Here is a 23,466-nt window from a genome sequence, read left to right on the forward strand (position 1 = left end):
GGGCGCGCGGATCAGCCGATCAACGTCACCCCGAAATCGGCCACGACCGATCGAAGTTCGGCGAGGTAGCGCTGTGCCTGCTCGGTGAGGGGGATCGCGGAGTGGCCGATCCAGCCGATCTCGATGGACTCTTCGACCTCGAGCGGGATCGCGGTGATCTCGGGATCGAGGTCGTCGCTGATGATTCCGGTCGAGATCGTGTACCCGTCGAGGCCGATCATGAGGTTGAAGATCGTCGCCCGGTCGGAGACCCGGATCTCCTGCCTGCTCGAGAGCGTCGAGAGGATCTCCTCGGCGAAGTAAAAGGAGTTGTTCGCTCCCTGATCGAAGGTGAGCCGCGGCAGGTCGGCGAGATCGGCGAGTGTGACCCGATCTCGAGTCGTGAGCGGGTTCTTCCGGGAGATGAAGATGTGCGGCTCGGCGAGGAAGAGCGGTCGGAACGCGAGCCCGGAGTCGCGCAGCAGCTTGTCGATCACCCTCCGGTTGAAGTCGTTCCGGTACAGGATGCCGAGTTCGCTGCGGAGTGTGCGGACATCCTCGATGATGTCCCACGTCCGGGTCTCGCGCAGGGAGAATTCGTACTCCGCCGCACCGCTGGATCGCACCATCCTCACGAACGCGTCGACGACGAACGAGTAGTGCTGCGCGGAGACCCCGAGCAGGCGCCGCGACGGGGGCCGGCCCAGATAGCGCTGTTCGAGGAGGGAGACCTGCTCGATCACCTGCCGGGCGTATCCGAGGAACTCCGCACCGTCCGCGGTGAGCGTGACCCCGCGCGCGGAGCGCAGGAGCAAGGACCGACCCACGCGGGACTCGAGGTCCTTCATCGCTGCGGACATCGTCGGCTGCGAGACGTAGAGCAGGTCGGCTGCGGCGCTGATGGACCCTTCCGCCGCGACCTCGATGAAGTATCCGAGCTGCTGGAGGGTGATGCCGTTCGATCCGCGAGCCATAGGCAGAGACTATATGCAGGCATAGCGCGGGCGAGTTACCCGATGGGACGCCTCTGACTGCACGATGGGACGCATCGACTCCCCTCAGGCCGAGCCCGGCCGATCAGCCACTGGATTGGCCCGCTCATGGCGACCGCTCTCACCTTCCGCATCACCACGACGCGCTTCGATGCCGACTACGCACCATCCGACAGTTCCCGGCTCACGACGAATTTCGCCAACCTGGCGCGAGGGCGGGAACGGCAGCAGAATCTGCGCAACGCGCTGATGATGATCGACCGCCGGTTCAACGATCTTGCTTCGTGGGACAACCCGGACGGTGATCGGTACACCCTCGAACTCGACATCGTCTCGGTGGGCGTGCAGCTGACGGACGACAGCGAGGAGCCGGAGTTCCCGCTGCTGGAGATGCTGGACATCCAGATCGTGGACCAGGTCACCGGCATCCGCCGGCACGGGATCGTGGGGAACAACTTCTCGTCCTACGTCCGCGACTTCGACTTCAGCATCCTGCTGCCGGCTGTCAACGAGCAATCGGCCGAGTTCGCGACGCCGCGAGACTTCGGCGAGCTGCACGGCAAGCTGTTCCAGCACTTCCTGGACTCTCCGGCGTACCGCGAGCGCTTCGTGCTCCCTCCCGTCATCTGCATCAGCGTCTCGACGAGCAGAACCTATTCTCAGACCGACAATCGCCATCCGATCCTCGGGGTCGAGTACCGTCAGGACGCCTTCTCGCTGACCGACGAGTACTTCGCCAAGATGGGCCTTCGGGTCCGGTACTTCATGCCCCCCGGCAGCGTCGCTCCGCTCGCGTTCTACTTCCGCGGTGATCTGCTCAACGACTATTCCCCTCTGCAGCTGATCGGGACGATCAGCACGATGGAGACGTTCCAGAAGATCTACCGGCCGGAGATCTACAACGCCAGCGCTGCCGCTCCGGCCGTGTACCGTCCACGCTTGGAGCATCAGGACTTCGCGCGGGTGCCGATCACGTACGACCGGGCGGAGCGCAGTCAGCTCGCGGTCAAGCAGGGGAAGTACGCGGAAGAGCACTTTCTGAAGCCGCACGGGAGAGCGCTCGAGCAGTGGGCGACCGGCCGGCCCGTCCCCGTCGCATGACCTCCGAAGGATCGTCCGCCATGACCACGCTTCTGCCCACCTCCATCGTCGGCAGTCTGCCGAAGCCGTCCTGGCTCGCGCAGCCCGAGACCCTCTGGTCGCCGTGGAAGCTGGAGGGCGACGCGCTCGCCGAGGGCAAGCAGGATGCGCTGCGCATCGCCGTCCACGAGCAGCAGCGCGCCGGCATCCACGTCATCAGCGACGGCGAGCAGACGCGCCAGCACTTCGTCACGACCTTCATCGAGCATCTGAGTGGGGTCGATTTCGAGCAGCGCGAGACGGTGCGGATCCGCAACCGGTATGACGCGAGCGTACCGACCGTCGTCGGTGCCGTCGGCCGCGAGAAGCCCGTGTTCGTCGATGACGCCGCGTTCCTTCGCACCCAGACCGATCAGCCCATCAAGTGGGCGCTTCCGGGCCCGATGACGATGATCGACACCCTGTACGACCGGCATTACAAGAGTCGCGAGAAGCTCGCATGGGAGTTCGCGACGATCCTCAATCAGGAGGCGAGAGAACTCGAAGCGGCGGGGGTCGACATCATCCAATTCGACGAGCCCGCGTTCAATGTGTTCTTCGACGACGTCCGGGACTGGGGTGTCGCGACACTCGAGCGCGCCGCGGAAGGACTGCGGGCCAAAACCGTCGTGCACATCTGCTACGGCTACGGCATCAAGGCGAACACCGACTGGAAGGCGACGCTCGGCTCGGAGTGGCGGCAGTACGAGGAGACCTTCCCGCTTCTGCAGCGGTCCGCGATCGACGTCGTCTCGCTGGAGAGCCACCATTCCCACGTCCCGATGGAGCTCGTCGAGCTCATCCGCGGAAAGAAGGTCATGCTCGGCGCGATCGACGTCGCCAGCACCACGATCGAGACCCCGGAGGAGGTCGCCGACACGATCCGGAAGGCGCTCGCGTACGTCGACGCCGGCGACCTCGTCCCCAGCACGAACTGCGGGATGGCGCCCTTGCCTCGGGATGTCGCGCTCGGCAAGCTTGCCGCGCTGAGCGAAGGTGCCCGGATCGTCCGCGACGAACTGACTCCGCCGACCGGCTGAAATCGTTGATCGCTGGATCAGCCGACGTCGGAGCTGTACCAGTACGTCACCGACGCGCGCCTCTCCGACGCGGATGCCGCACTCCTCATCCCGGATCTCGCGGGCCCGGTCGAGGCGACCGCGCTCGGGAACGTGCTCGTGCAGGCCCGCGCGCACGGCTGGCTGGGCGAGGGCGCTTCGCTCGCGACGATGCGCGCGCACGTCGCGCGGGCCTTCCGCCGGCGAGGTTCGACCCGCGCGGATGAGCGGGATCGGGCGGTGAGAGAGCGGATGCGCTCGAACAGGTCGTCCCCGGCGACCTGACCGCCCTTGAGTAGCAGCTCCAGGCCGTCGGTCATCGTGCGGGCCTGAGCCTCCACTTAATCCCTCCGCCGCGCGGACGCCAGCCCTCGCGTCTGTGCGCCGGATTCCGTAGCGTCGAGGCATGGCGCGCGACGAGTATCGACCCGAAGAGCTCTACACCGGTCCGATCGATCTTCCCCTGCAGCAGATCGTCGACGACGAGGCAGGCGAAGCCGACAAGCCCGAGATCAGCTACGACGAGCAGCGCTATCCCGCCCGCCCGCGCCGCCTCCGCCCGCGCGACGTGGTCGGCGGCCGGGTGCGCCGCAACACGACCGACCCGCGCACCGCGAACGGCTCGAACCCGTCCTACATCGAGTGGCTCGTCCGGCAGTCGATGCTGAAGGACGCCGATGTGCTCGCCCGCCAGCTGTCGGGCCAGCCCTCGATGTGGCGGAACCCCTACGCCCGGCCCGACGCGCGGCGCGCGATCGCGACGAGCGACGTGTGGTTCACGGCGTACCCCATCTCGCTCATCACCCGCCCGGGCCAGTCCTTCCTCTCGGCGCTCGGCGCGGAAGAGCTGTGGGCCGCGTTCGACCGGGTGGGTATCACCGCGATCCACACCGGACCGGTCAAGCGCGCGGGCGGCATCGCCGGCTGGCTGGACACCCCGAGCGTGGACGGTCACTTCGACCGCATCAGCACCGCGATCGACCCCGCGTTCGGCACCGAGGACGAGTTCCGCGCGCTGTGCGACGTCGCCGACAGCCACGGCGGCAGCGTGATCGACGACATCGTGCCGGGCCACACGGGCAAGGGCGCCGACTTCCGCCTCGCCGAGATGGGCTTCAAGGACTACCCCGGCATCTACCACATGGTCGAGATCCAGCCGGAGGATTGGATGCTGCTGCCGGACGTGCCCGACGGCACCGACAGCGTGAACCTCGACGCGGCGACGGAAGCCGAACTCGCGGACCGGGGCTACATCATCGGCGCCCTGCAGCGCGTCATCTTCTACACGCCGGGGGTCAAGGAGACGAACTGGAGTGCGACGGCTCCGGTCCTCGGCCCCGACGGCGTCACGCGGCGCTGGGTCTACCTGCACTACTTCAAGCAGGGGCAGCCCTCGATCAACTGGCTCGACCCCACGTTCGCGGGCATGCGCCTCGTGATCGGCGACGCCCTGCATTCGCTCGGCGAGCTGGGAACGAGCGCACTGCGCCTGGACGCCAACGGATTCCTCGGCGTGGAGGTGAGTGCCGGGGGCCTGCCCGCCTGGTCGGAGGGGCACCCGCTCTCACACGCGGCGAACCACATCATCGCGGGGATGGTGCGCAAGGTCGGTGGCTTCACGTTCCAGGAGCTCAACCTCACGATGGAGGACATCCGCGACACCGCGGCGGTCGGGGCCGACCTGTCCTACGATTTCGTCGGCCGCCCGGGCTACCACCACGCCCTCGCGACCGGCCAGACCGAGTTCCTCCGCCTCGCCCTCACATCCTCGCTCGCGCTGGGCGTCGCTCCCGTGCAGCTGGTGCACGGTCTGCAGAATCACGACGAGCTCACGTACGAACTCGTGCACTGGGCGACGCGTCACGCCGATGAGCTGTACCGATTCCGTGGCGACGAGATCTCGGGCCGCGATCTCGCCGAAGTCGTGCGCGCCGAGCTCACCGAGAGCCTGACCGGGACGGCGGACTACAACCGGGTGTTCACGCAGAACGGCATCGCGTGCACGACGACCTCGCTCATCGCCGCGGCGCGGGGTGTCGAACGGCTCGAGGACATCACCGAGGCCGAGATCCCGGCGATCCGTGACGCCCACCTTCTCCTCTGCGCCTACAACGCGTGGCAGCCCGGGGTGTTCGCGCTGTCCGGCTGGGACCTGGTGGGGATGCTCACCGTTCCGGCGACCGACGTGCGCGATCTGATCGCGGCCGGCGACACCCGTTGGATCGAGCGGGGCGCCCACGACCTCCTCGACGTGGCGCCCGAGGCGACCCGTTCGGCCGCGGGGATGCCGCGCGGGCGTTCGCTCTACGGATCTCTGCCGGCGCAGTTGTCCGACCCCGATTCGTTCGCGTCCCGCCTGTCCTCCATCATCGCGCTGAGACGCGAGCACGCGATCGCGACCGCGACGCAGATCGACATCCCCGAGGTCGCCCATGCCGGGATGCTGGTCCTCGTGCACCGCCTCGACGACGGCGATGCCGATTCCGACGCCGCGACGCAGGTCACGGTCTTCAACTTCTCGGCGGAACCGACGGACGGGACGGTCCGATCGGAGCACCTCACGCCGGGCAGTGCGGTGGTGGACGTATCCACCGGCGCGGCGATCGGCCGGGTCGATGACCTGAACAGCTTCACGGTCTCGCTGCCGGGATACGGGGCGGCGTTCCTCCTGCTCGAAGCCGACGAGCAGGGCTGACTCAGGAGAGCGCGGCGTCGATCCCGGCGAGGGGGACGGGCAGCCAGTCCGGACGATTCCGGGCTTCGTAGATCGCTTCGTAGACCGCCTTGTCCAGCACGAGGGCCCGAAGGACGACATCGTCCAGTTCGACGGCGCCCTGCGCACGCGTGTAGGCATCGAGGAACGCGGCGCGGCACGCGGCCGCCCAGAGCGCGGCGTCATCGCGGCCGCCGACGGCGCCGGCGTAGTCGAACGACCTGAGCATGCCGGCGACGTCGCGGGTGGCGAGGTCCGGGATCGCACGCTCCGCCATCGGACGCAGGGGCTCGCCCTCGAAGTCGATGATGCGCCAGCCGTCCTCCGGAACGGCGAGCGCCTGCCCGAGGTGGAGGTCGCCGTGGATGCGCTGCAGCCGCGGCCACGGTCGCGCGAGCGCGTCGTCGTACGCGGAGGCGATCGCGTCGGCGCGCGCTGCGACGGCGGGCACCTCGCTCATCGCGATCGACAGGCGTCGGCGCCAGGCGACCTCGGTCGCGCCGACGGACTCTGCATCCGCCGGCATCGTCTCGAGGTGGGTGCGGAGGGCGCCGTGGACGCCGGCGACGGCCGCCCCGAGTTCACCGGAGGCGCGTGTGAAGTCGGTGTCCGCCCGCGCGGCCGCCAGGGCGATCGACCAGCCGTCCCGCACTCCGGGCAGGAACTCCTGCGCGAATCCGAGAGTGCCGTGCGCGGTGCCGCCCGGACGGCCGATATCCGGCCACTGCGCGTCCAGGTTCCCGAAGAAGCGCGGGACATACGGCGATCCGGCGTCGCTCAGCACACGCTGGACGGTCACATCGGGGTTCTCCCCGTGATGCAGGGTGCGGAAGAGCTTCAGGATGATCGTGGGTCGGTCGTCCTCCTCGAACACGATCGACGTGTTCGACTGCTCTCCCGTCAGCACACGCGATCCACGCACGCGCTCGACGTCGACTCCCATGTCGGCGAGCAGACCGATCGTGAACGGCGGATGCTGCGCCGCATCGATCAGGGGCCCGGAGGCGTCGGACGCGACGGTCTCGGCATCCGTGCCCGCTGCGGGTCGGGCGAGCGGGACGTGGTACAGCGTCGGCCGGGAACCCGCGTCGTCCATGACGAGGTAGCGGACGGCCTCCCGGGCGGGCTGGGCGTCGAGGATCCTCAGGCGCGGGTCGTGGCTCTTGCCCGCGAACCAGCGCTGACGCGACACCCACGCGCTCAGATCCGCGGTGAAAGACATGCTCAGCGGGCTTCCGACGCCCTGCTCCGCACGCGGAAGAGCATGCTGAGCTCCCGGGTGGCTCTCACGACGCCGTCCGGGTCATCCGCGTCGTCGAGGTCGTCGAACGTGCTGCGGAACCCGGGTGGCGGGGGTGCATCCGACAGAGACGTCGGCTGATAGGCCATCGTCCAGTCCCCGAATTGCCGGTGCGACGGGTGGCCCTCGTTCAGGATGCGCGGTGACGTGTGGCGGGGATCCCGCTCGATCTTCGCGTAGAGGGCGCGCACCTCCGCCTCGGGTCCTTCGAGGAACTGCACGAATCGACCGCTGCGGTACAGCAGCAGGCCGCTGATGCCCTTCGACTCGTTGAGCACGCGGCACTGGCTCAGCAGTTCGGCGAGGTCGGCGTCGCCGAACGTCGAGGCGGCGTTGCTCGCGTACACCAGGGAGTACAGACCCGCTTCGGGTGCGGCATCCGTCATGGTCGTTCCCCCTGCGCCGCCGCTTCCAGTACCGTCCGCATCGCTTCGGGCAGATCGGCGCACGTGCGGATCGGCTGCGTGTGCGCGTCCATCGCCGCGAAGCGCCCGTCCGGCAGCGTGTCGATGCAGCCCAGGAACGCGCCCTCGAGGCTGCCCACGTAGAACCCGTCGTCGACGCGCGCCCACGTCGCGTCGGCGATATCGGCACCGGTCATCATGCTCGTCCTTTCAGGATCAGGTTCCAGTAGACCCACGGGAGGATGTGCCGGTCCACGAGGAACGAGAGGCGGCGCGCCCGATACAGGCTTTTCCAGCCGGGTACGGTCGGTGCCAGGCGCCCACGCCCGTCGAACTCGGCGAACACGAGCGCGCGTCTGCTGACGGTGATGGGGCAGACCGAGTACCCGTCGTACCGGGCGGTCGGCGACTGCGCGCGCAGAGCCGCGCGGATGTTCGTCGTCACCACTTTCGCCTGCGGGCGGATGCCGCCGCCCGAGCGCAGGGTGTCCACGGTCGCCGCGTCGCCGACGGCCCACACGTTCGCGAACCGGCGCGAGCGGAGCGTGCCGGGGTCGTTGTCGACGAACCCGTGGGGGTCCGCCGGATCGGAGAGGCCGGATGCGGCGATGAACGCCGGCGGTGACTGCGGCGGGGCGGCGTGCAGCAGATCGTAGGCGAGCACCTCGGTCCGGCCGTCCTGTTCGATCACGACCTCACCCGTGCGCACCTCGCGAACGCGGGCGGAGAAGCGCGACTCGATGCCGTAGGCGTCGAGCGCGCGTTGGAGCTCGCTGCTGATCGCCGGGATGCCGAAGGCGGCGGGCTCGGGGGAGAGGAAGACGACGCGGATGCCGGCGAGGACTCCGCGCGCACGCCACCAGTCGCACGCGAGGTACATCGGCTTCTGCGAGACGCCGGCGGCCGAGGCGGGTTCGGGCTGCTGGACGAAGACGACCGTTCCGCCGCGGACGTCGCGCAGCGCGTGCGAGGCCTTCGCGGCGAGATCGAGCGTGTAGCTCGAGACGCCGTCCGGGCGCTTCATCGCGTCCTCGAGTCCGGGGACGGCGTCGTGGCGGGTTTCCAGCCCCACCGCGATCACCAGGTGCTCGTAGCCGACCCGGTCACCCGATTCCAGTTCGACGGACGAGTCGTTCGGATGCACCCGGACGACGCGATCGCGGATCCACGCGACCCCGCGCGGCGTGACGGATGCCTGCGGGCGTCCCGCCTGCGACGCCCGAGCGAGGCCCCCGGCGATGTACGACTGCAGGGGCGCGAACACGTGCTGCTCGCGCGGCTCGATCACCGCGATGTCCTGGATGCCGGCCCGGCGCAGGCGACCCGCGACCGAGAGCCCTCCGTTTCCGCCGCCGATGATCAGGACGCGATGGCGGCGGGCAGGAGAAGGCATGCTTCCACTCCACACGGCCGCGCGGCGGATCGCAAAGGGTTGACACGGGTGTCCCGGAGAACCACAGCGCGCTCGGTGGGCGGTCCGTGCTGCTTCCGCCGCACGGATGCCGCGCAACGTGCCCACCGAGCCGGCCGGGACCGCATTCGGTGGGCGCGTTCTGCGGTATCGGGCTTGTGGATGCCGCGCAACGTGCCCACCGAGCCGTCGCGTGGAACCGGCCCTCAGCCCATCGTGATGATCTGGCGCGTCGCCCGACCTTCGCTGAGCTCGTCCATCGCTTCGTTGATCTGGGCGAGGGGCACGGAGGACGAGATGAGGCGCTCGACGGGGAGTCGTCCGTTGCGCCACCACTGGACGAAGCGCGGGATGTCGCGCGCGGGGACGGCGGAGCCGAGATAGCTGCCCGTGATCGTGCGGGCGCCGGCGACGAGGTCGAGCGGTGAGACCGCGGCTCGTGCGTCCGGGTGGGGGAGGCCGACCGTGACCATGGCTCCGCCGATCGCGGTCAGTGCGAGCGCCGTCTCGAACGCACGGGCGCTTCCGGCGGCCTCCAGGACGCCGTCTCCGCTGATCCCGGCGGCGATCGCGTCAGCGGGGGAGTAGACCGCGTGGGCGCCGAGCGCGAGCGCGGCCTCGAGCTTCGCGGGTGCGGCATCCACTCCCACGACCTCGACGCCGTCGTGCGCCAGCGCGGTGAGCAGGCCTGCCATACCGACCCCGCCGAGGCCGACGACGATGACGCGCCGGCACGGCGCGGGGCGCACCACGTTGACGATCGCGCCTCCGCCGGTCAGGACGGCGCAGCCCATCAGCGCGGCGACGTCTGCGGGCACGCCGTCGCCGACGGCGACCAGGCTGCTGCGGTGCAGGACGGCGTGGGTCGCGAATCCGGAGACGCCGAGGTGGTGCGCGATCGGCTCGCCCCGGCGGGTGAGGCGGCGACCGCCGCCGAGGAGCTCGCCCGCGCCGTTCGCGGCGCTCCCGTTGCGGCAGGGCACCCGTCCATAGGTCGCGCACTCGGGGCAGGAACCACAGCGCGGGAGGAAGCTCGCCACGACGGCATCCCCCGGTCGGAGGTCGTGCACGTCGTCGCCGACGGCTTCGACCACACCCGCGGCCTCGTGTCCGAGCAGCATGGGGAGCGGCCGCGGGCGGTCGCCGTTGACGACCGAGAGGTCGGAGTGACAGACGCCGGCCGCCTCGACGCGGATGAGCACCTCGGACGCGCCGGGGGCCTCGAGCTCGATGTCCTCGACCACGAGCGGGCGGGATGCCGAATACGGCCGCTTCGCACCAGAGCGCTCGAGCACTGCTCCCGTCACACGCATGTCGTCCTCCTTCGTTTTCGCGGCCCGACCGCTGTCACGACGCGACCACCGGGCATCCCAGGTCGGCCGCGACGGCGCGCATCGCCGAGGCCGCGGCCTCCACGGTCATCAAGGCATTTCCGCCGACGATGTGCAGCCCGTACGCGTCCTCGAGCGCCACGAACGTCATCGCGAGTGTCTCATCGTCCAGGCGCGGGGCGAACGCTCCTGTCGCGCGACCCCGCGAGACGATGCCGCGGTAGGTCGCCAGCTGGCGGAGGTACAGCGCCTGCACGAGCTCGTCGTGCGCCGACGCATCGCCGGCGAGCGCGTCGAACTGGTAGAGCAGGCCCATCAGCGCATCGTCCGGCCCGGTCGGCAGACCCGCCGCGATCGCGACTGCGAGCTGCACACGCGGATCCTCGATCTCTGCCAGGGCCGCGTCGCGCGCGGTGCAGAACCGCTCGATGCCTGCCGCGTGCGCTTCACGCAGCAGCGCGTCGAGATCGTCGTAGTAATAGAGGACGGCACCGCGCGTGAGGCCGGCGCGCTGCGCGACGTCGGTGAGGGAGAGCGCCCGCAGGCCGCGCTCGGCGCCCACGGCGAGCGTCGCGTCGATCAGCGATGCGCGCCGGCCTTCTTGACGACGAGGACGAGCCATTCCTTGACACTAATGCAAAAGAATGTCAGGCTCACGATCATTCTTTAACGATCGTGTCAAAGAATCACTCCCCGCCGACGCAAAGGAGCGATCGTGTCCCCTCACACCGACACCGGCGACCACGCACCCCTGGACACCGCGACCCTCACCACGCACGGTGCGAGCCTGTCCCGCTCGCTCGGGCTGGGAGGCAACGTGCTCATCACGCTCTCGGGCATCTCCCCGGCATCCAGCGTGTTCATCCTCGGCGGCGCCGCGCTCGCCGTCTACGGCACCGGGGTGTTCTGGGGATTCCTCCTCGCCGGTGTGATCAGCATCCTGGTCGGCTTCTGCTACGCCGAACTCGGGTCGCGGCATCCGATCGCCGGCGGCGACTACACGCTGGTCAGCCGCGTCCTCGGTCCGGCGGCAGGATCCGCGGTCTTCTTCATCAGCCTGGTGAGCCTCCCGCTCATCATCGCGATCTTCGCCCTGGGCGTGGCGGACTACCTCGGCGTCGCGATCGCAGGTCTGGATCCGCTGTGGACCGCGCTCATCGTGATCGTCCTCACCACGATCACGGCGTGCTTCAACATCCGCACGAACGCCTGGGTGACCGGTGTCTTCCTGTTCATCGAGATGGCGGCGCTCGCGCTGCTGGCGCTCCTGGGCTTCATCCACGTCGAGAGGCCCATCACCGCGCTGCTGCAGCCGAATTCCTCGACACCGCGACCGGCGGCCTCGCGCCGCTGGGGATCGCCGGGCTCGTGCTGGCCGTCACGCAGGGGATCTTCTCGTACAACGGCTACGGCGGGGCGATCTACTTCGCCGAAGAGACCCGGAACGCCCGTCGCACGATCGCCCGTGCGGTGCTGTGGAGCGCGCTGATCACCGTGATCGCCGAGCTCGTGCCGCTCACCGCGGATCCTGCTGGGAGCGAGCTCCCTGCCCGAGCTGTTCGGCGCGGCGCTGCCGGTCGAGCACTTCCTCGCCGAGCGGTCCGGGCCCGTGATCACGATCTTCGTCCTCGTCGCGATCGCGTTCGCGATCATCAACGCCATCATCGCGATCGCGCTGCAGTCCGGCCGGCTGCTGTTCGCCGCCGCCCGCGATCAGGCGATGCCCGCCGCGCTGGCCCGACCCCTCTCGCGCATCTCGACGCGCACCCGGATGCCGATCACGGCCACCCTGACGGTGGGCGTGATCTCGCTCGCGGCGTGTTTCGTGTCGTTGGATGTGCTGCTGAACGCCACGGGCTCGACCCTCGCGTTCAGCTACGGCTTCATCGCGGTGGCCGCGCTCGTCGCCCGTCGCACGCGGTCCGGCGATGCGCCGGGGATCTACCGGATGCCCGCATGGCCGGTCGCGCCCGTCGTGGCGATCCTGGCGATCGCGACGATCTTCGTGATCGGCATCCTCGATCCGGCGCAGTGGCTGAGTCTCGGCATCGCCGCGAGCATCGTCGCGGCCGGATTCCTCTACTACCTGGTCTATCTCCGCACGAACCCCGCCACCGCCCACCTGCTCTCGGGAACCGACGACGAGGAGACCCTCTGATGCTCGACCTGCTCATCACCGGCGCCCGTGTGCGCACGTTCGCTCCCGATGCCCCCTTCGCCGAAGCGATCGGCGTCGTAAGCGACCGGATCGCCTACGTGGGTGATGCCGCCCAGGCTCCCGCGGCGCAGCGCGTCATCGAGGCGGACGGGCGGCTGGTCACCCCGGGCATCGTGGACAGCCACAATCACCTGCTGCTCGGGTTCGACGAGGACGCCGTGAGCCTGGAGGGCGCTCATGATCTCGTCGAGGTGCGGCGGCGCATCGCGGACTTCGCGGCGCGGCGGCCCGAGCTGGCATGGGTGTGCGCCGAGAACGCGGTGTACTCGATCGTCGAGAACCGCCGTCCGAATCTCCGCGACCTCGACGGCCTGACCGATCGGCCCGTCTTCGTCACGACGTACGACCAGCACTCGGTGTGGCTGAACCGCGTGGCACTGGATGTGCTCGGCATCTCCCGCGGCGGCGACATCGCCTGGGGTCGGCCGGAACGGGATGCCGAGACCGGCGAGCCGACCGGCTGGGTGACCGACTTCTACACGAGCGCGATGACCGCCGCGGGACTCGCCGAGCTCCAGCGCGACATCCCGATGTACTCCCCGGAGCGCCGCTACCGGAAGATCCTGGCGAGCATGCGGATGGCGACCTCGGTCGGGATCACGACCGTGGTCGAGCCGCAGGTGCCGCTAGCGGAGCTGCCGCTGTTCGAGCGCGCGCTCGCTGCGGGGGAGCTGTCCTCGCGCGTGATCGCGGCCCTGTTCCATCCGGTGGGCGCGGACGGGGCGTTCCGTCGCACCCTGCGCGACACCATCGACCGCTTCCCCGCGGACCCGCGGCTGAGCGTCGGCCCCGTGAAGCTGTACGCCGACGACGTGATCGAGCCCCACACCGCGCTCATGCTCGAGGACTACGCGAACCGCGCGGGGCGTCGTGGCCGGCCCAGCTACCCGGGCCGCGAACTCGTCGACATCATCACCGAACTGGACAGGCTGGGCCTGCAGACCCACACGCACGCGACGGGGGATGCCGGCATCCGGCTCGCCCTCGACGCGATCGAGAACGCGGCACGGGCCAACGGCACGCGCGATCGCCGCCACGGCGTCGTGCACGTCGAGTGCCTGCATCCCGACGACCTCCCCCGGTTCCGGCAGCTCGGCGTGACGGCGGCGATGCAGCCGCGGCACTGCTCACCCGACCTGGTCGCGGGCACATGGATGGACAACGTCGGCGAGGAGCGCTGGGATCGGGCATGGCGGTTCCGGAGCCTCCTCGACGACGGCGCGACCGTGGCGTTCTCCAGCGACTGGCAGGTGGGGGAGATGGATCCGCTCGTCGGGATGTACTCGGCGGCCACACGCGCGGGCCTGGACGGCTCGGACGCGTGGACGGCCTCGGAGCGCGTCGGAATCGATCGCGCGCTGGAGGCGTACACCGTGCACGGCGCACGCGCCTGGCATCGGGAGAGAGAGATCGGCCGCCTCGCGCCGGGGATGCTCGCGGACATCGTCATGTGGTCGGGCGACCTCCTTGCGCACGAGCACGACCCGTCGCGACTGCTCGGCGAGCACGCCGAGGTCACGCTCGTCGGCGGACGCGTCGAGCACTCGCGGGGTGCGGTGACGGATGCCGTCGGCGCGGTCCTCGATGATCCGGCAGGTTCTGCGCCCGCCGCCGACCCGCACGCGCACGAGGCGGCGCACGCGCGATAAGCGCACTCCTTCGCGGGCTCCGACCGCGATCGGTCATCGAACCGTAAGGATCGCGGCTGTGCCGCGGCACGACGCGGTGGCACTGTCGAAGAGTGGACAACACCTCTTCTCCAGCCGTCGCCGTCATCGGTGGGTCGGGTCTCTACGAGCTCTTCGACGGTCCGTCCGAGCGCGTCGAGGTCGCGACGCCTTTCGGCGACACCGTCGTCCTCACCTCGGGAGAGCTCGGCGGTCGGGAGATCCTGTTCCTTCCGCGGCACGGAGCCGACCACTCCGTTCCGCCCCACCTGATCCCCGCGCGCTCGACGATCTGGGCGCTCGCCTCGCTCGGGGTGCGCGCGCTGATCTCGACCGCCGCCGTCGGGTCCCTGAACCCGGCTCTTCCGGTCGGCACGATCGCGGTGCCCGATCAGCTCGTGGACCGGACGTGGGGTCGGCGGGATTCGTACTTCGACGGCTCCACGGTGCGTCACCTGCCCTTCTCCGATCCGTTCGGGTCCCGTCTGCGCGAGCTCGCGCTGCAGTCGTGTCCGGAGCTCGTGGACGGCGCGACCGTGCTCGTGATCCAGGGGCCGAGGTTCTCCACCCGCGCCGAGTCGATGATCAACCGCACCGCCGGAATCGACCTCGTCAACATGACCCTCTACCCCGAAGCGGCGCTCGCCGCGGAGCTGGGGATCGACATGGTGGCGCTGTGCCTGGTGACCGACGTGGACAGCGGCGAGACGGCGGAGGAGGCCGTGACCGCGGAGACGGTCTTCGCCCGCCTGGCCGAGGCGCGACCCCGATTGATCTCGGCGATCGCACGGATCGCGGCGTCCGTCCCGCGGGACTACGTCGCGCGTGAGCTGATCGACCGGGATGCGGTCGCCGGGGTGATGGCGGGCCGCAGCCGGTGAGCGTGCTGCTGGTCACCGGGGGAGCGGGCTTCATCGGCTCGCGCGTCGCGTCGGCGGCGCTCGCAGAGGGATGGACCGTTCGCGTGCTGGACTCCCTGTCGCCGGAGGTCCACGCCTCCGCGCCGGCGGCCGTCGCCGGAGTCGAGTTCGTCCGCGGCGACGTCACGGACCCCGCCGCGCTCGATGCCGCTCTGGACGGCGTCGAGGTGGTGAGCCACCAGGCGGCGAAAGTGGGCATGGGCGTGGACGTGTCCGACGCGCCCGCCTACATGCGGATCAACGTCGTGGGCACCGGAGAGCTGATCGCCGCCCTGCGCCGCGCGGACGTTCGCCGGCTGGTCCTGGCCTCGTCGATGGTGGTCTACGGCGAGGGTCGGTACGCCGGGCCGCGCGGCCTCGTGCGGCCGGGGCCGCGGCACGAGGCGGACCTGCGTGCCGGGATGTTCGAGCCGCGCGACCCGGAGACGGGCGAGTCCCTGATGCCGGAGATGACGCGCGAGGATGCGCCGCTGGACCCACGCAGCCTCTACGCCGTCTCCAAGCTCGCGCAGGAGCAGCTCGTCAGGGTATGGGCGGCCGAGACCGGTGGGCGTGCGGCGATGCTCCGCTACCACAACGTCTACGGCCCCGGCATGCCGCGCGACACGCCCTATGCCGGGGTCGCGGCGATCTTTCGGTCCGCGCTGGAGCGCGGCGACGCGCCGCGGGTGTTCGAGGACGGCGGTCAACGGCGCGACTTCATCCACGTCGATGACATCGCCGGGGCGAACATCGCGGCGCTCGAGTGGACCGCGGGCGCCGGTTCGGATGCACGGGCGTTCAACATCGGATCCGGCGTGGTGACCACGATCCTCGACGTCGCCGACCAGCTCTCCCGCGCACACGGCGGCCCCGCTCCTGTGGTGACCGGGCAGTATCGCGCCGGCGATGTCCGTCACATCACGGCCGACTCCGCTCGCGCGCGTGCGGAACTCGGGTGGATGCCGACGGTGAGCGTCGCCGACGGGATGCGGGAGTTCGCCCGGGCGCCGCTGCGCGGCTGAGTCAGGCGAAGGACTCCTCGCGACCGTGCGTGACGCTCGGCAGGATCAGGTCGAAGCGGCATCCGCCCGCGACGTTCTGGACGGTCACCTCGCCCTGGTGCGCCGTGGCGATGCCGCGGACGATCGCAAGGCCGAGTCCCGCACCGCTGGAGCGCAATGGGCCGCTGATGCTGTGCGGATGCTGCTCGGGGGTCCGCGCCGGGACTCCGCGCCAGCCCGGGTCGAACACGCGATGCAGGTCGTCCTCGTCGATTCCGCCGCCCGTGTCGATCACGGTGACCGAGGCGCGTCCTTCGACGACCGATGCGGCGACGGTGATGGGCGAGCCGGCGGGGGTGTGCTGAATCGCGTTGAGCAGGAGATTGGATATCGCCCGGGACAGCTCCCGCGGATCGGCGTGGACGACGGCGTCGTTGTCCAGTCCCGCCTCGATCCGGATCTCGTGGCCCTGGGAGACGGGTCGCAACTCCGCGACCGTGTCCGAGATGACGTCGTACAGGGACACGTCCTGCAGGCTCAGCCGGAGGGTTCCCGAGTCGATCTTGGACAGCTCGAACAGGTCGTCCACCATGGCGGACAGCCGGGAGACCTGCTCGCGCATCTGCCGGTGGTAGCGCTGCGGATCCGTGGCCAGGTCGTCCTCGAGCGCTTCGGCCATCGACATGATCCCCGCCAGCGGCGTGCGCAGGTCGTGGGCGATCCACGCGACCAGTTCCCGCCGCGACTCCTCGATGCGGTGCTCGCGCTCGCGCGACTCGGCGAGCTTCGTGCTCATGGCCACCAGCTCGGCGGCCAGCGCCCGGAACTCCGCGCCGGACTGCGGCCCGACGGCATCCACGCGCTCCCCGGCGCCGATGCTGCGCGCCGCGTGCGAGAGCGACCGGGTGTTGCGCACCACGACCAGGCCGAGGACCGCCACCAGGGCGAGCGAGACGGCGCCGGAGAGCACCGCGACGTTCACGGCGACGGTCAGATCGTGCGCGGAGATGAACATGAGCCACGACGCACCGACCATGCTCGCGATCACCGCGAGCACTGCGGCAAAGACGAGCACGCACACCTGGACGGCGAGCGAGGACCGGCGCAGCACGAACAGCGCGGCGACGGCGACGCCGCCGATCGCCAGGGTGATCGCGAGCGACAGGCCCGCCACCTGCAGGAGGTCAGGCCAGCTCATGCGTCTGCCCGTCCGATGTCCAGTCGGTAGCCCACGCCCCACACCGTCGTCAGCAAGGTCGGCTGCGTGGGATCGGGCTCGATCTTCTCGCGCAGCCGGCGCACGTGCACGGTGACCGTCGAGAGGTCTCCGTACGTCCACCCCCACACCGAGGTCAAGAGCTCGTCACGACTGAACGCCTGGCGCGGGTGCTTCACGAGGAACGAGAGCAGATCGAACTCCCTGACCGTCAGCGGCAGCAGCACACCGTTCATCTTCGCCACGCGCGCAGCCGGGTCGATGTGGAACGGACCGCGGTCCAGGGCCGATTCGGGGGCGTGCTCGCCGAGGGAGCGGCGCAGGACGGACTGCACGCGCAGCACCAGCTCACGCGGCGAGAAGGGCTTGGTGAGATAGTCGTCGGCGCCCGCCTCGAAGCCGCGGATCCTCTCCTCCTCGCTCCCGAGGGCGGTCAGCAGGATGATCGGGGTCGAGCTCGTGGCCCGGATGCGGCGACATGCCTCGATCCCGTCGATGCCCGGCAGCATCCGGTCCAGGACGATGAGGTCGGGTGAGATGCGGGCCTCGGCCTCGATCGCCTCGAAGCCGTCGGCGACGCGGTCGACCACGAACCCGGACGAACGCAGGTACTGCCCGACGACCTCCGCGACGGTCGGGTCGTCATCGACGACGAGGATCCGACGATCGATGAGGTCCTCGTTGCCCAGCGTGCGCGAGGGTTCTGCGATCACATGCACACAGTACGCCTCGCGCCCGGCCGCGACTCCGGGTCCTCCGCAGTCGTCCGCGTTCCGTAAGACTTTCCCGGAGACGGCGACCGACCGCGAGCCTACGTTCAGAGCATGGCCGATGTCGATCTCGTGCTCCCGTGTCTGAATGAGGCGGCGGCGCTGCCCTGGGTGCTCGAGCGTGTCCCGGCGAACGTCCGTGCGATCGTGGTCGACAACGGATCCACCGACGGGTCCGCGGACGTCGCGAGGGCCGCGGGCGCCACGGTGATCACGGAGTCCCGGCGCGGGTTCGGTGCGGCCGTGTCGGCGGGAGTGGAGGCAGCCCGGGCCCCGCTGATCGCCGTCTGCGACGCAGACGCCTCGCTGGATCCCGCCGAGCTGCCGCGGCTGCTTGCTCTGCTCGACGACGGCGCCGATCTCGTCCTCGGCCGTCGCATCCCCACGAAGCGGTCGGCGTGGCCCGCGCACGCCCGCATCGCCAACGGAGTCCTCTCCCGACGGATCGGACGGCTCACCGGGGTCCGGGTCACCGACATCGGACCGATGCGCGTCGCACGCACCGATGCTCTGCGTGGACTCGATCTCCGCGACCGCCGCAGCGGATATCCCCTCGAGATGGTGCTGCGTGCAGCGGCGGCCGGCTGGCGCATCGTCGAGACCGAGGTCGCCTACACCCCGCGGATCGGGCGGTCGAAAGTGACCGGGACCGTGCGCGGAACGCTCACCGCCGTGCACGACATGAACCGCATCCTGCGGGAGGCGCGGGCGTGACGGCGCTGGTGGTGGTCGCCAAGGCGTGCATTCCGGGCAGGGTCAAGACCAGGCTGAGTCCGCCGTTCTCGCTCGAGGAGGCAGCCGAGATCGCTGCGGCCAGCCTCGCCGACACGTTGGCGACCGTCGCATCGCTCGCCGCCCGGCGCATCCTCTACTTCGACGGCGAGCCGGACGGCACATGCCCGGCCGGCTTCGAGGTGATCCCGCAGCGGCAGGGGAGCTTGGACGAACGCATCGCCGCGCTCTTCGACATCCTCGACGAGCCCACACTCCTGATCGGCATGGACACCCCGCAGGTGAGGGTCGCGGACCTCGTCTGGCCCGTCGAGACGGATGCCGTCATCGGCATGGCTGCGGACGGCGGGTTCTGGATGCTGGGCATGCGTCAGCCGTGCGGCGATGTCGTGCGGGGTGTGCCGATGTCGCGCGCCGACACCGGGGCTCTGCAGCGCGCCGCGCTCGAGCGCGCAGGACTTTCGGTGAGGGAGGCGTCGGTGCTGCGTGACGTCGACGAGGCCGCTGACGCGCAGGAGGTGGCGGCGCTTGTCCCGCAGTCGCGATTCGCGCGCGCCGTCGCCGCCGCGTCGGCACGCCGGAGCGCCGCATGAGCGCCGTGGTCGCCTTCGGGGCGGGGGGAGACGAGCCGTACGCGCTCCTGCTGCGCGCGGCCGAGGGTGGCCGGCTCGCGCTGCGGAGGGTGGGTGATGCGTCTCCGACGCTGCACGTGGATGTCACGGAGTGGCGGGCCCCGGCCAACGTCACCGATCGCGATGTCCTCACCGGGCTCTCCGGGCCGCTCCTGGACGTCGGCTGCGGCCCGGGCCGCATGGTGCGCGCCGCCGAAGAGATCGGGCTCGCCGCACTGGGCGTCGACATCTCCGCGCACGCCGCACGCCATGCGGCGGCCGACGGCACGCCGGTGCTGCGTCGTTCGGTCTTCGAGCGGCTGCCTCTGGAAGGCAGCTGGGCGAGCATCCTGCTCATGGACGGGAACATCGGGATCGGGGGTGACCCGCGGACCCTCCTCGAGCGGTGCGGCGAGCTCCTCGCGCCGGGCGGTGTGGTCCTGGTGGAGGTCGACCGGGACCCCGAACTTGACGAGAGCGCGGTCTACACCGCCGTCGCCGAGGACGGACGGGAAAGCGGCGTCTTCCCCTGGGCGCGCATCGGAGCCGTGCCGCTCGTGCGACTCGCCCTCGAATGCGGGTTCATCGCCGCCGGTGCCTGGGCGGCAGGCGACCGCCGCTTCGTCCAGGTGCGCACACCCGGCCGCGCCCGCTGAATCAGGGGCAGCGCCGCCGCCTGCTCAGCGCCGCCGCCTGCTCAGCGCCGCCGCCTGCTGATCGCCGCCTGGAGCACGCTCGCTCCGACGGCGGCCAGCAGCAGAGCGATGAGCAGGATCGCCAGGTTCAGGCCGTAGTCCAGCGGCAGGACGCTCGGATTGGCCGTCCCGATCGCCTGCTTCGCGATCTCGGGCGCGACCAGAAGCGCCAGGAGACCGCCGGTGGCCACCGCTGCCTGGAAGAGCAGGATCGTGCCATGCGGCACGTGACCCTCCGCCCGGCGGCCGGCGACCGCCAGCGCGAAGACCGCCCCGGCGATGACGACATCGTGCACCACGAGGACGAGGACGAGCCACGTGAGGATGGCCGGGTACTGGCGGGGCGGAATGTCGTTGATCAGTACGAGGCATCCGACGAGCATGGTGAGGATGCCGAGCCCGATGAGGATCGCGCGGACGTCATCCACCGTGAGCCTCCACGTGCGGGGCGCCCGCGACGGCGGGGACGCGGGCGTCACGTGATCACCTCGATCGTGCTGAGCCACTTGGTCTGCAACACGCCGGGTCTGCCTGGGGCGATGAGGCGAGCCGGGAAGCCGTGGTCGATGTCGAGCTCCTCGCCGAAGAGCTCGAGGGCGACGAGCGTGAGAGGGTCGCGCGCGAACTCGGGTTGCATCTGGGTGACGGCGAAACCGCCGCGCGTCTGCAGGCTCGTGATCCGCAGGTGCGCGTCGCCGGCGGCTCCCACCGAGTCCAGCAGATCGCGCAGGCGCGGTCCCCGCCACGCAGCGTCCTGACTCCACCCCTCCACGCACGCGATCGGCAGGACGGCGTCATGCTGGGGCATCGCGCGCAGACGCGAGCGCGTGTAGACCTCCCGCACCGGTCCGTTGACGACCGTCAGGGTCCAGTCCGGGGCCGTCGCGCTCTCGAGGACACCCGCGGCCTCCGCAGTGCGATTGACGGGGAGCATCTGCGGGCCGACCCCGCGTCGGCGCGGCGCGAAGACGTTGAACGGTTCGAACACACGGAACGACTGACCGGCCGTCGTGGTCACGACGAGCCCGGTCGCGACCGCCACGGTCGTGAGGAATCCTCGGCGGGTCTGGTCGGCCGCGCGAGGTTCGCGCACCGCAGGGCTCCGGTCGATCCAGGCGAACAGCCGCCCGGTGACCCCGTGGTCCGGGCCCCAGCCGGTCCGTCGCTGCAACTCGTCGGGCACCTCGGATCCGGCATCCGGATCGGGCTGCGTCTCGAGAGTCGCCTCGGCATCCCTTCTGCGCCAGAAGCGGGCGATGACGGGGAGCTTGACGCCGATGTGGACCGCGAGCGAGCCGACGACGATCCAGGACAGGGCGTAATGCGTCAACCGGAAGGAGAAGCCGAAGATCGCATAGAGCTGATACGTGTTGAGCAAGCCGGTCGTGATCAGCATGAGCGAGGCGGCGACGAACACCGCGATCGAGACGCGCTCGAGGAAGTGAGCGAGCGAGCGCACCGGCGGGTGCTGGAAGAGCTCGGGGAAGACCGCGAAGAGCTTGGCGAACAACAGCGGGAAGCACGCGATCCCCGCGGTGATGTGCACGCCCTGCGTGACCTGGTAGATCCACACCGGCCGGGTGGGAAACGTCACCCACGGAAGCGGGTTCTGCAGCAGATGGCTGTACAGCCCCGTGCCGAAGCAGATCAGGAACGCCACCGCGAGGAGACGCCCGATCACCACGGCCATGCGCGGGGTGCGTGCCGGGGAAGCCACCGCATGTCTGGTGCGATGCAGAATCCGCTGCAGTCTGGCTGTGAGAAGCACGTCGATCACCCCCTGTCGTGCCGACTGTAGGGTGCCGAGGTCGACCGGGACGGCCTCGAGATATGACGAACCGGGGACATCTGATGTCCTGACTCCGTAATGTCTTGCCTCGGCGGCGGGAGTGGGCGGTCCCTAGCCTCGGAGGGTGACCACCGACCCGTTCACCGCGCCCCGCACCCGCTCCCGCAGGCGCGTCGCGGCGCCGTGGATCGGCCTCGGGGCTGCGGTCGTGCTCATGATCGCGGCCATGCTCTACCCGGTGCTTTCCGGGGTGAACGTGCACGTCCGGTGGTTCCCGCCGCTGCACGCCGAATGGATGCCGCGCGTGGGGCCCGGAACGATCGCGGCCCTGGTTCTCGGGGCGCTGGCCGTGCGCTATGCCGTCGTCCTGTCTGCGCGGATCTCGTGGCGCGTGCTGCTGGTCGCGGCGTTCGGCGGTGCCCTGCTGTGGATGCTGAGCCTTGCCGCCGTCGACGGCGCGAACGGGATCGGCGTCATCCTCGACACGTCCTACGAGTACTTGCGCACGGCACGCGAGGTGACCGACGTCGGGGCGCTGCTGCGCGAGTACATCGCTCACATCCCGCTGGACTCGGTGGACAACTGGCCGGTGCACATCGCCGGCCACCCGCCGGGCGCCGTCCTGGTCTTCGTGCTGCTCGTGAGGCTGGGGCTGGGCAGCGGGCTCGCCGCAGGACTCGTGGTCACCGTCGTGGCCGCGACGATTCCGGTCGCTGTCCTCCTGGTGCTGAAGAGACTGGGCGCCGAAGCCGCTGCCCGGAAGGCGGCGCCGTTCCTCGTCTTCGGCCCGGCGGCGATCTGGATGTCGGTGTCCGCCGACGCGCTGTTCGGCGCCTTCGCCGCGTGGGGCCTGTGCGCCCTGGCGTGGGCGTCGACCTCGCGATCGCCCGTCGTGACGGCCGTGTGGGCGATCGTGGCGGGACTCGTCCTCGGCTACTGCGTGATGCTCTCGTACGGGCTTCCGCTGCTCGGGGTGCTCGCGGTGACGATCCTGATCGTCTGTCGGCGGTGGGCGCCGCTGCCCTGGGCGGTCGGCGCAGCGGTCCTCGTGGTGCTCGTGTTCGCCGCAGGCGGTTTCGTCTGGTGGGATGCGTACCCCGTCCTCGTGGAGCGGTACTGGGCGGGTGTCGCGAGCAACCGGCCCTTCGGATACTGGGTGTGGGCGAATCTGGCCGCGCTGGCCTTCAGCGCCGGGCCACTGGTGGGGGCCGGGGTCGCCGTCGTCCTGACCCGCCTGCGGGGCGTGCGCTCGGCCGTCCGCGACGATCTGGTCGTCGTCTCCCTCGTCACGGCTGCGGTGATCACCGTGATGCTCGCCGATCTGTCCCAGATGAGCAAAGCGGAAGTCGAACGGATCTGGCTGCCGTTCGTGCCGTGGCTCCTGGTCGGCACCGCCCTGCTGTCCGCCCGCTGGCGTCAGTGGGGGCTCACCGGGCAGATCGTCTTCGCGATCGCGGTGCAGCATCTGCTCGCCACGGGCTGGTGAGCGCGGCATCCGTCTGCAGTTCGTCACATCACGGGGATGCGCTCGCCCGGCTCCGCTGATGGGATGGGACCA

The 23,466-nt window shown here is 70.2% G+C and carries 24 protein-coding genes; 12 read left to right on the plus strand and 12 right to left on the minus strand.

Features of this window, described 5'->3' with window-relative positions; all coding sequences use genetic code 11:
• Window positions 1–11: 11 nt before the first annotated feature.
• Entirely contained in the window at window positions 12–953 is a 942-nt protein-coding gene (locus tag AB0P18_RS12895; RefSeq protein ID WP_363360353.1) for a LysR family transcriptional regulator, read from the minus strand.
• 126 nt (window positions 954–1,079) lie between these two features.
• Here AB0P18_RS12895 and AB0P18_RS12900 point away from each other — a divergent pair, with 126 nt between their 5' ends.
• A complete protein-coding gene (locus tag AB0P18_RS12900) occupies window positions 1,080–2,072 on the plus strand; it encodes a putative oxygenase MesX (RefSeq protein ID WP_363360354.1) in 993 nt (330 codons plus the stop codon).
• 20 nt (window positions 2,073–2,092) lie between these two features.
• Window positions 2,093–3,130, plus strand: coding sequence for a methionine synthase (locus tag AB0P18_RS12905; RefSeq protein ID WP_363360355.1), 1,038 nt, complete (start codon window positions 2,093–2,095; stop codon window positions 3,128–3,130).
• Window positions 3,131–3,147: 17 nt separating this feature from the next.
• Here the strand turns inward: AB0P18_RS12905 and AB0P18_RS12910 are convergent, their stop codons facing one another.
• A complete protein-coding gene (locus tag AB0P18_RS12910; RefSeq protein WP_363360356.1) occupies window positions 3,148–3,468 on the minus strand; it encodes a hypothetical protein in 321 nt (106 codons plus the stop codon).
• An 86-nt stretch (window positions 3,469–3,554) separates the two neighbouring features.
• Between AB0P18_RS12910 and treS the strand changes: the two genes are divergently transcribed.
• Window positions 3,555–5,843 (plus strand): maltose alpha-D-glucosyltransferase, encoded by a 2,289-nt coding sequence (gene treS, locus AB0P18_RS12915; RefSeq protein WP_363360357.1) that lies wholly within the window; start codon window positions 3,555–3,557, stop codon window positions 5,841–5,843.
• Window position 5,844: 1 nt separating this feature from the next.
• On the opposite strand, the gene AB0P18_RS12920 is transcribed toward treS, so the two are convergent.
• The 6 genes from AB0P18_RS12920 to AB0P18_RS12945 all read right to left on the minus strand — a co-directional run bounded on the left by AB0P18_RS12920 (window position 5,845) and on the right by AB0P18_RS12945 (window position 10,929).
• Window positions 5,845–7,083, minus strand: coding sequence for a hypothetical protein (locus tag AB0P18_RS12920; protein ID WP_363360358.1), 1,239 nt, complete (start codon window positions 7,081–7,083; stop codon window positions 5,845–5,847).
• 2 nt (window positions 7,084–7,085) lie between these two features.
• Window positions 7,086–7,547, minus strand: a complete 462-nt coding sequence (locus AB0P18_RS12925; protein ID WP_344055738.1) for a BLUF domain-containing protein — start codon at window positions 7,545–7,547, stop codon at window positions 7,086–7,088.
• On the minus strand, window positions 7,544–7,762 hold the full coding sequence (locus AB0P18_RS12930; RefSeq protein WP_344055737.1) for a hypothetical protein: 219 nt from the start codon (window positions 7,760–7,762) through the stop codon (window positions 7,544–7,546). Before AB0P18_RS12930 ends, AB0P18_RS12925 begins: the two co-directional genes overlap by 4 nt.
• Window positions 7,762–8,958 (minus strand): FAD/NAD(P)-binding oxidoreductase, encoded by a 1,197-nt coding sequence (locus AB0P18_RS12935; RefSeq protein ID WP_363360359.1) that lies wholly within the window; start codon window positions 8,956–8,958, stop codon window positions 7,762–7,764. Before AB0P18_RS12935 ends, AB0P18_RS12930 begins: the two co-directional genes overlap by 1 nt.
• A gap of 224 nt (window positions 8,959–9,182) precedes the next feature.
• Entirely contained in the window at window positions 9,183–10,289 is a 1,107-nt protein-coding gene (locus AB0P18_RS12940; RefSeq protein WP_363360360.1) for an alcohol dehydrogenase catalytic domain-containing protein, read from the minus strand.
• 34 nt (window positions 10,290–10,323) lie between these two features.
• Entirely contained in the window at window positions 10,324–10,929 is a 606-nt protein-coding gene (locus AB0P18_RS12945) for a TetR family transcriptional regulator (protein ID WP_344055734.1), read from the minus strand.
• 93 nt (window positions 10,930–11,022) lie between these two features.
• Here AB0P18_RS12945 and AB0P18_RS12950 point away from each other — a divergent pair, with 93 nt between their 5' ends.
• The 5 genes from AB0P18_RS12950 to AB0P18_RS12970 all read left to right on the plus strand — a co-directional run bounded on the left by AB0P18_RS12950 (window position 11,023) and on the right by AB0P18_RS12970 (window position 16,116).
• Entirely contained in the window at window positions 11,023–11,796 is a 774-nt protein-coding gene (locus AB0P18_RS12950) for an APC family permease (protein ID WP_363360361.1), read from the plus strand.
• 81 nt (window positions 11,797–11,877) lie between these two features.
• Entirely contained in the window at window positions 11,878–12,465 is a 588-nt protein-coding gene (locus AB0P18_RS12955; protein WP_363360483.1) for an amino acid permease, read from the plus strand.
• The gene (locus AB0P18_RS12960; RefSeq protein WP_363360362.1) at window positions 12,465–14,174 is read left to right on the plus strand and encodes an amidohydrolase; all 1,710 of its coding nucleotides are present in this window, start codon (window positions 12,465–12,467) and stop codon (window positions 14,172–14,174) included. The genes AB0P18_RS12955 and AB0P18_RS12960 overlap by 1 nt, the downstream gene beginning before the upstream one ends.
• Window positions 14,175–14,266: 92 nt before the next feature.
• Window positions 14,267–15,073, plus strand: a complete 807-nt coding sequence (locus AB0P18_RS12965) for an MTAP family purine nucleoside phosphorylase (RefSeq protein ID WP_363360363.1) — start codon at window positions 14,267–14,269, stop codon at window positions 15,071–15,073.
• Window positions 15,070–16,116, plus strand: coding sequence for an NAD-dependent epimerase/dehydratase family protein (locus AB0P18_RS12970; protein ID WP_363360364.1), 1,047 nt, complete (start codon window positions 15,070–15,072; stop codon window positions 16,114–16,116). The genes AB0P18_RS12965 and AB0P18_RS12970 overlap by 4 nt, the downstream gene beginning before the upstream one ends.
• Window position 16,117: 1 nt before the next feature.
• On the opposite strand, the gene AB0P18_RS12975 is transcribed toward AB0P18_RS12970, so the two are convergent.
• On the minus strand, window positions 16,118–17,293 hold the full coding sequence (locus AB0P18_RS12975; RefSeq protein ID WP_344055729.1) for a HAMP domain-containing sensor histidine kinase: 1,176 nt from the start codon (window positions 17,291–17,293) through the stop codon (window positions 16,118–16,120).
• Entirely contained in the window at window positions 17,290–18,024 is a 735-nt protein-coding gene (locus AB0P18_RS12980; RefSeq protein ID WP_363360365.1) for a response regulator transcription factor, read from the minus strand. The genes AB0P18_RS12975 and AB0P18_RS12980 overlap by 4 nt, the downstream gene beginning before the upstream one ends.
• Before the next feature lie 111 nt (window positions 18,025–18,135).
• On the opposite strand from AB0P18_RS12980, the gene AB0P18_RS12985 reads away from it, so the two are divergent.
• The 3 genes from AB0P18_RS12985 to AB0P18_RS12995 are packed head-to-tail and all read left to right on the plus strand — an operon-like array spanning window position 18,136 to window position 20,080.
• The gene (locus AB0P18_RS12985; protein WP_344055727.1) at window positions 18,136–18,795 is read left to right on the plus strand and encodes a glycosyltransferase family 2 protein; all 660 of its coding nucleotides are present in this window, start codon (window positions 18,136–18,138) and stop codon (window positions 18,793–18,795) included.
• Window positions 18,792–19,406, plus strand: coding sequence for a DUF2064 domain-containing protein (locus tag AB0P18_RS12990; protein ID WP_363360366.1), 615 nt, complete (start codon window positions 18,792–18,794; stop codon window positions 19,404–19,406). Before AB0P18_RS12985 ends, AB0P18_RS12990 begins: the two co-directional genes overlap by 4 nt.
• Entirely contained in the window at window positions 19,403–20,080 is a 678-nt protein-coding gene (locus tag AB0P18_RS12995; protein WP_344055725.1) for a methyltransferase domain-containing protein, read from the plus strand. The genes AB0P18_RS12990 and AB0P18_RS12995 overlap by 4 nt, the downstream gene beginning before the upstream one ends.
• Before the next feature lie 41 nt (window positions 20,081–20,121).
• Here the strand turns inward: AB0P18_RS12995 and AB0P18_RS13000 are convergent, their stop codons facing one another.
• Window positions 20,122–20,547: a hypothetical protein gene (locus AB0P18_RS13000; RefSeq protein ID WP_363360368.1), complete on the minus strand. Its 426-nt coding sequence runs from the start codon at window positions 20,545–20,547 to the stop codon at window positions 20,122–20,124.
• A gap of 47 nt (window positions 20,548–20,594) precedes the next feature.
• The gene (locus AB0P18_RS13005) at window positions 20,595–21,836 is read right to left on the minus strand and encodes a molybdopterin-dependent oxidoreductase (RefSeq protein ID WP_363360369.1); all 1,242 of its coding nucleotides are present in this window, start codon (window positions 21,834–21,836) and stop codon (window positions 20,595–20,597) included.
• A 196-nt stretch (window positions 21,837–22,032) separates the two neighbouring features.
• Between AB0P18_RS13005 and AB0P18_RS13010 the strand changes: the two genes are divergently transcribed.
• On the plus strand, window positions 22,033–23,394 hold the full coding sequence (locus AB0P18_RS13010) for a hypothetical protein (RefSeq protein ID WP_363360370.1): 1,362 nt from the start codon (window positions 22,033–22,035) through the stop codon (window positions 23,392–23,394).
• Window positions 23,395–23,466 lie beyond the last annotated feature (72 nt).

It is taken from the genome of Microbacterium sp. NPDC064584 (genome assembly GCF_040687315.1).
GTDB lineage: Bacteria > Actinomycetota > Actinomycetes > Actinomycetales > Microbacteriaceae > Microbacterium > Microbacterium lacus.

Excerpts from the sequence above, each read along its gene's own strand:
- AB0P18_RS12895 (WP_363360353.1), bottom strand. The coding sequence starts at position 953 with ATGGCTCGCGGATCGAACGGCATCACCCTCCAGCAGCTCGGATACTTC.
- AB0P18_RS12900 (WP_363360354.1), top strand. The coding sequence starts at position 1,080 with ATGGCGACCGCTCTCACCTTCCGCATCACCACGACGCGCTTCGATGCC.
- AB0P18_RS12905 (WP_363360355.1), top strand. The coding sequence starts at position 2,093 with ATGACCACGCTTCTGCCCACCTCCATCGTCGGCAGTCTGCCGAAGCCG.
- AB0P18_RS12910 (WP_363360356.1), bottom strand. The coding sequence starts at position 3,468 with ATGACCGACGGCCTGGAGCTGCTACTCAAGGGCGGTCAGGTCGCCGGG.
- treS (WP_363360357.1), top strand. The coding sequence starts at position 3,555 with ATGGCGCGCGACGAGTATCGACCCGAAGAGCTCTACACCGGTCCGATC.
- AB0P18_RS12920 (WP_363360358.1), bottom strand. The coding sequence starts at position 7,083 with ATGTCTTTCACCGCGGATCTGAGCGCGTGGGTGTCGCGTCAGCGCTGG.
- AB0P18_RS12925 (WP_344055738.1), bottom strand. The coding sequence starts at position 7,547 with ATGACGGATGCCGCACCCGAAGCGGGTCTGTACTCCCTGGTGTACGCG.
- AB0P18_RS12930 (WP_344055737.1), bottom strand. The coding sequence starts at position 7,762 with ATGACCGGTGCCGATATCGCCGACGCGACGTGGGCGCGCGTCGACGAC.
- AB0P18_RS12935 (WP_363360359.1), bottom strand. The coding sequence starts at position 8,958 with ATGCCTTCTCCTGCCCGCCGCCATCGCGTCCTGATCATCGGCGGCGGA.
- AB0P18_RS12940 (WP_363360360.1), bottom strand. The coding sequence starts at position 10,289 with ATGCGTGTGACGGGAGCAGTGCTCGAGCGCTCTGGTGCGAAGCGGCCG.
- AB0P18_RS12945 (WP_344055734.1), bottom strand. The coding sequence starts at position 10,929 with ATGGCTCGTCCTCGTCGTCAAGAAGGCCGGCGCGCATCGCTGATCGAC.
- AB0P18_RS12960 (WP_363360362.1), top strand. The coding sequence starts at position 12,465 with ATGCTCGACCTGCTCATCACCGGCGCCCGTGTGCGCACGTTCGCTCCC.
- AB0P18_RS12975 (WP_344055729.1), bottom strand. The coding sequence starts at position 17,293 with ATGAGCTGGCCTGACCTCCTGCAGGTGGCGGGCCTGTCGCTCGCGATC.
- AB0P18_RS12985 (WP_344055727.1), top strand. The coding sequence starts at position 18,136 with ATGGCCGATGTCGATCTCGTGCTCCCGTGTCTGAATGAGGCGGCGGCG.
- AB0P18_RS12995 (WP_344055725.1), top strand. The coding sequence starts at position 19,403 with ATGAGCGCCGTGGTCGCCTTCGGGGCGGGGGGAGACGAGCCGTACGCG.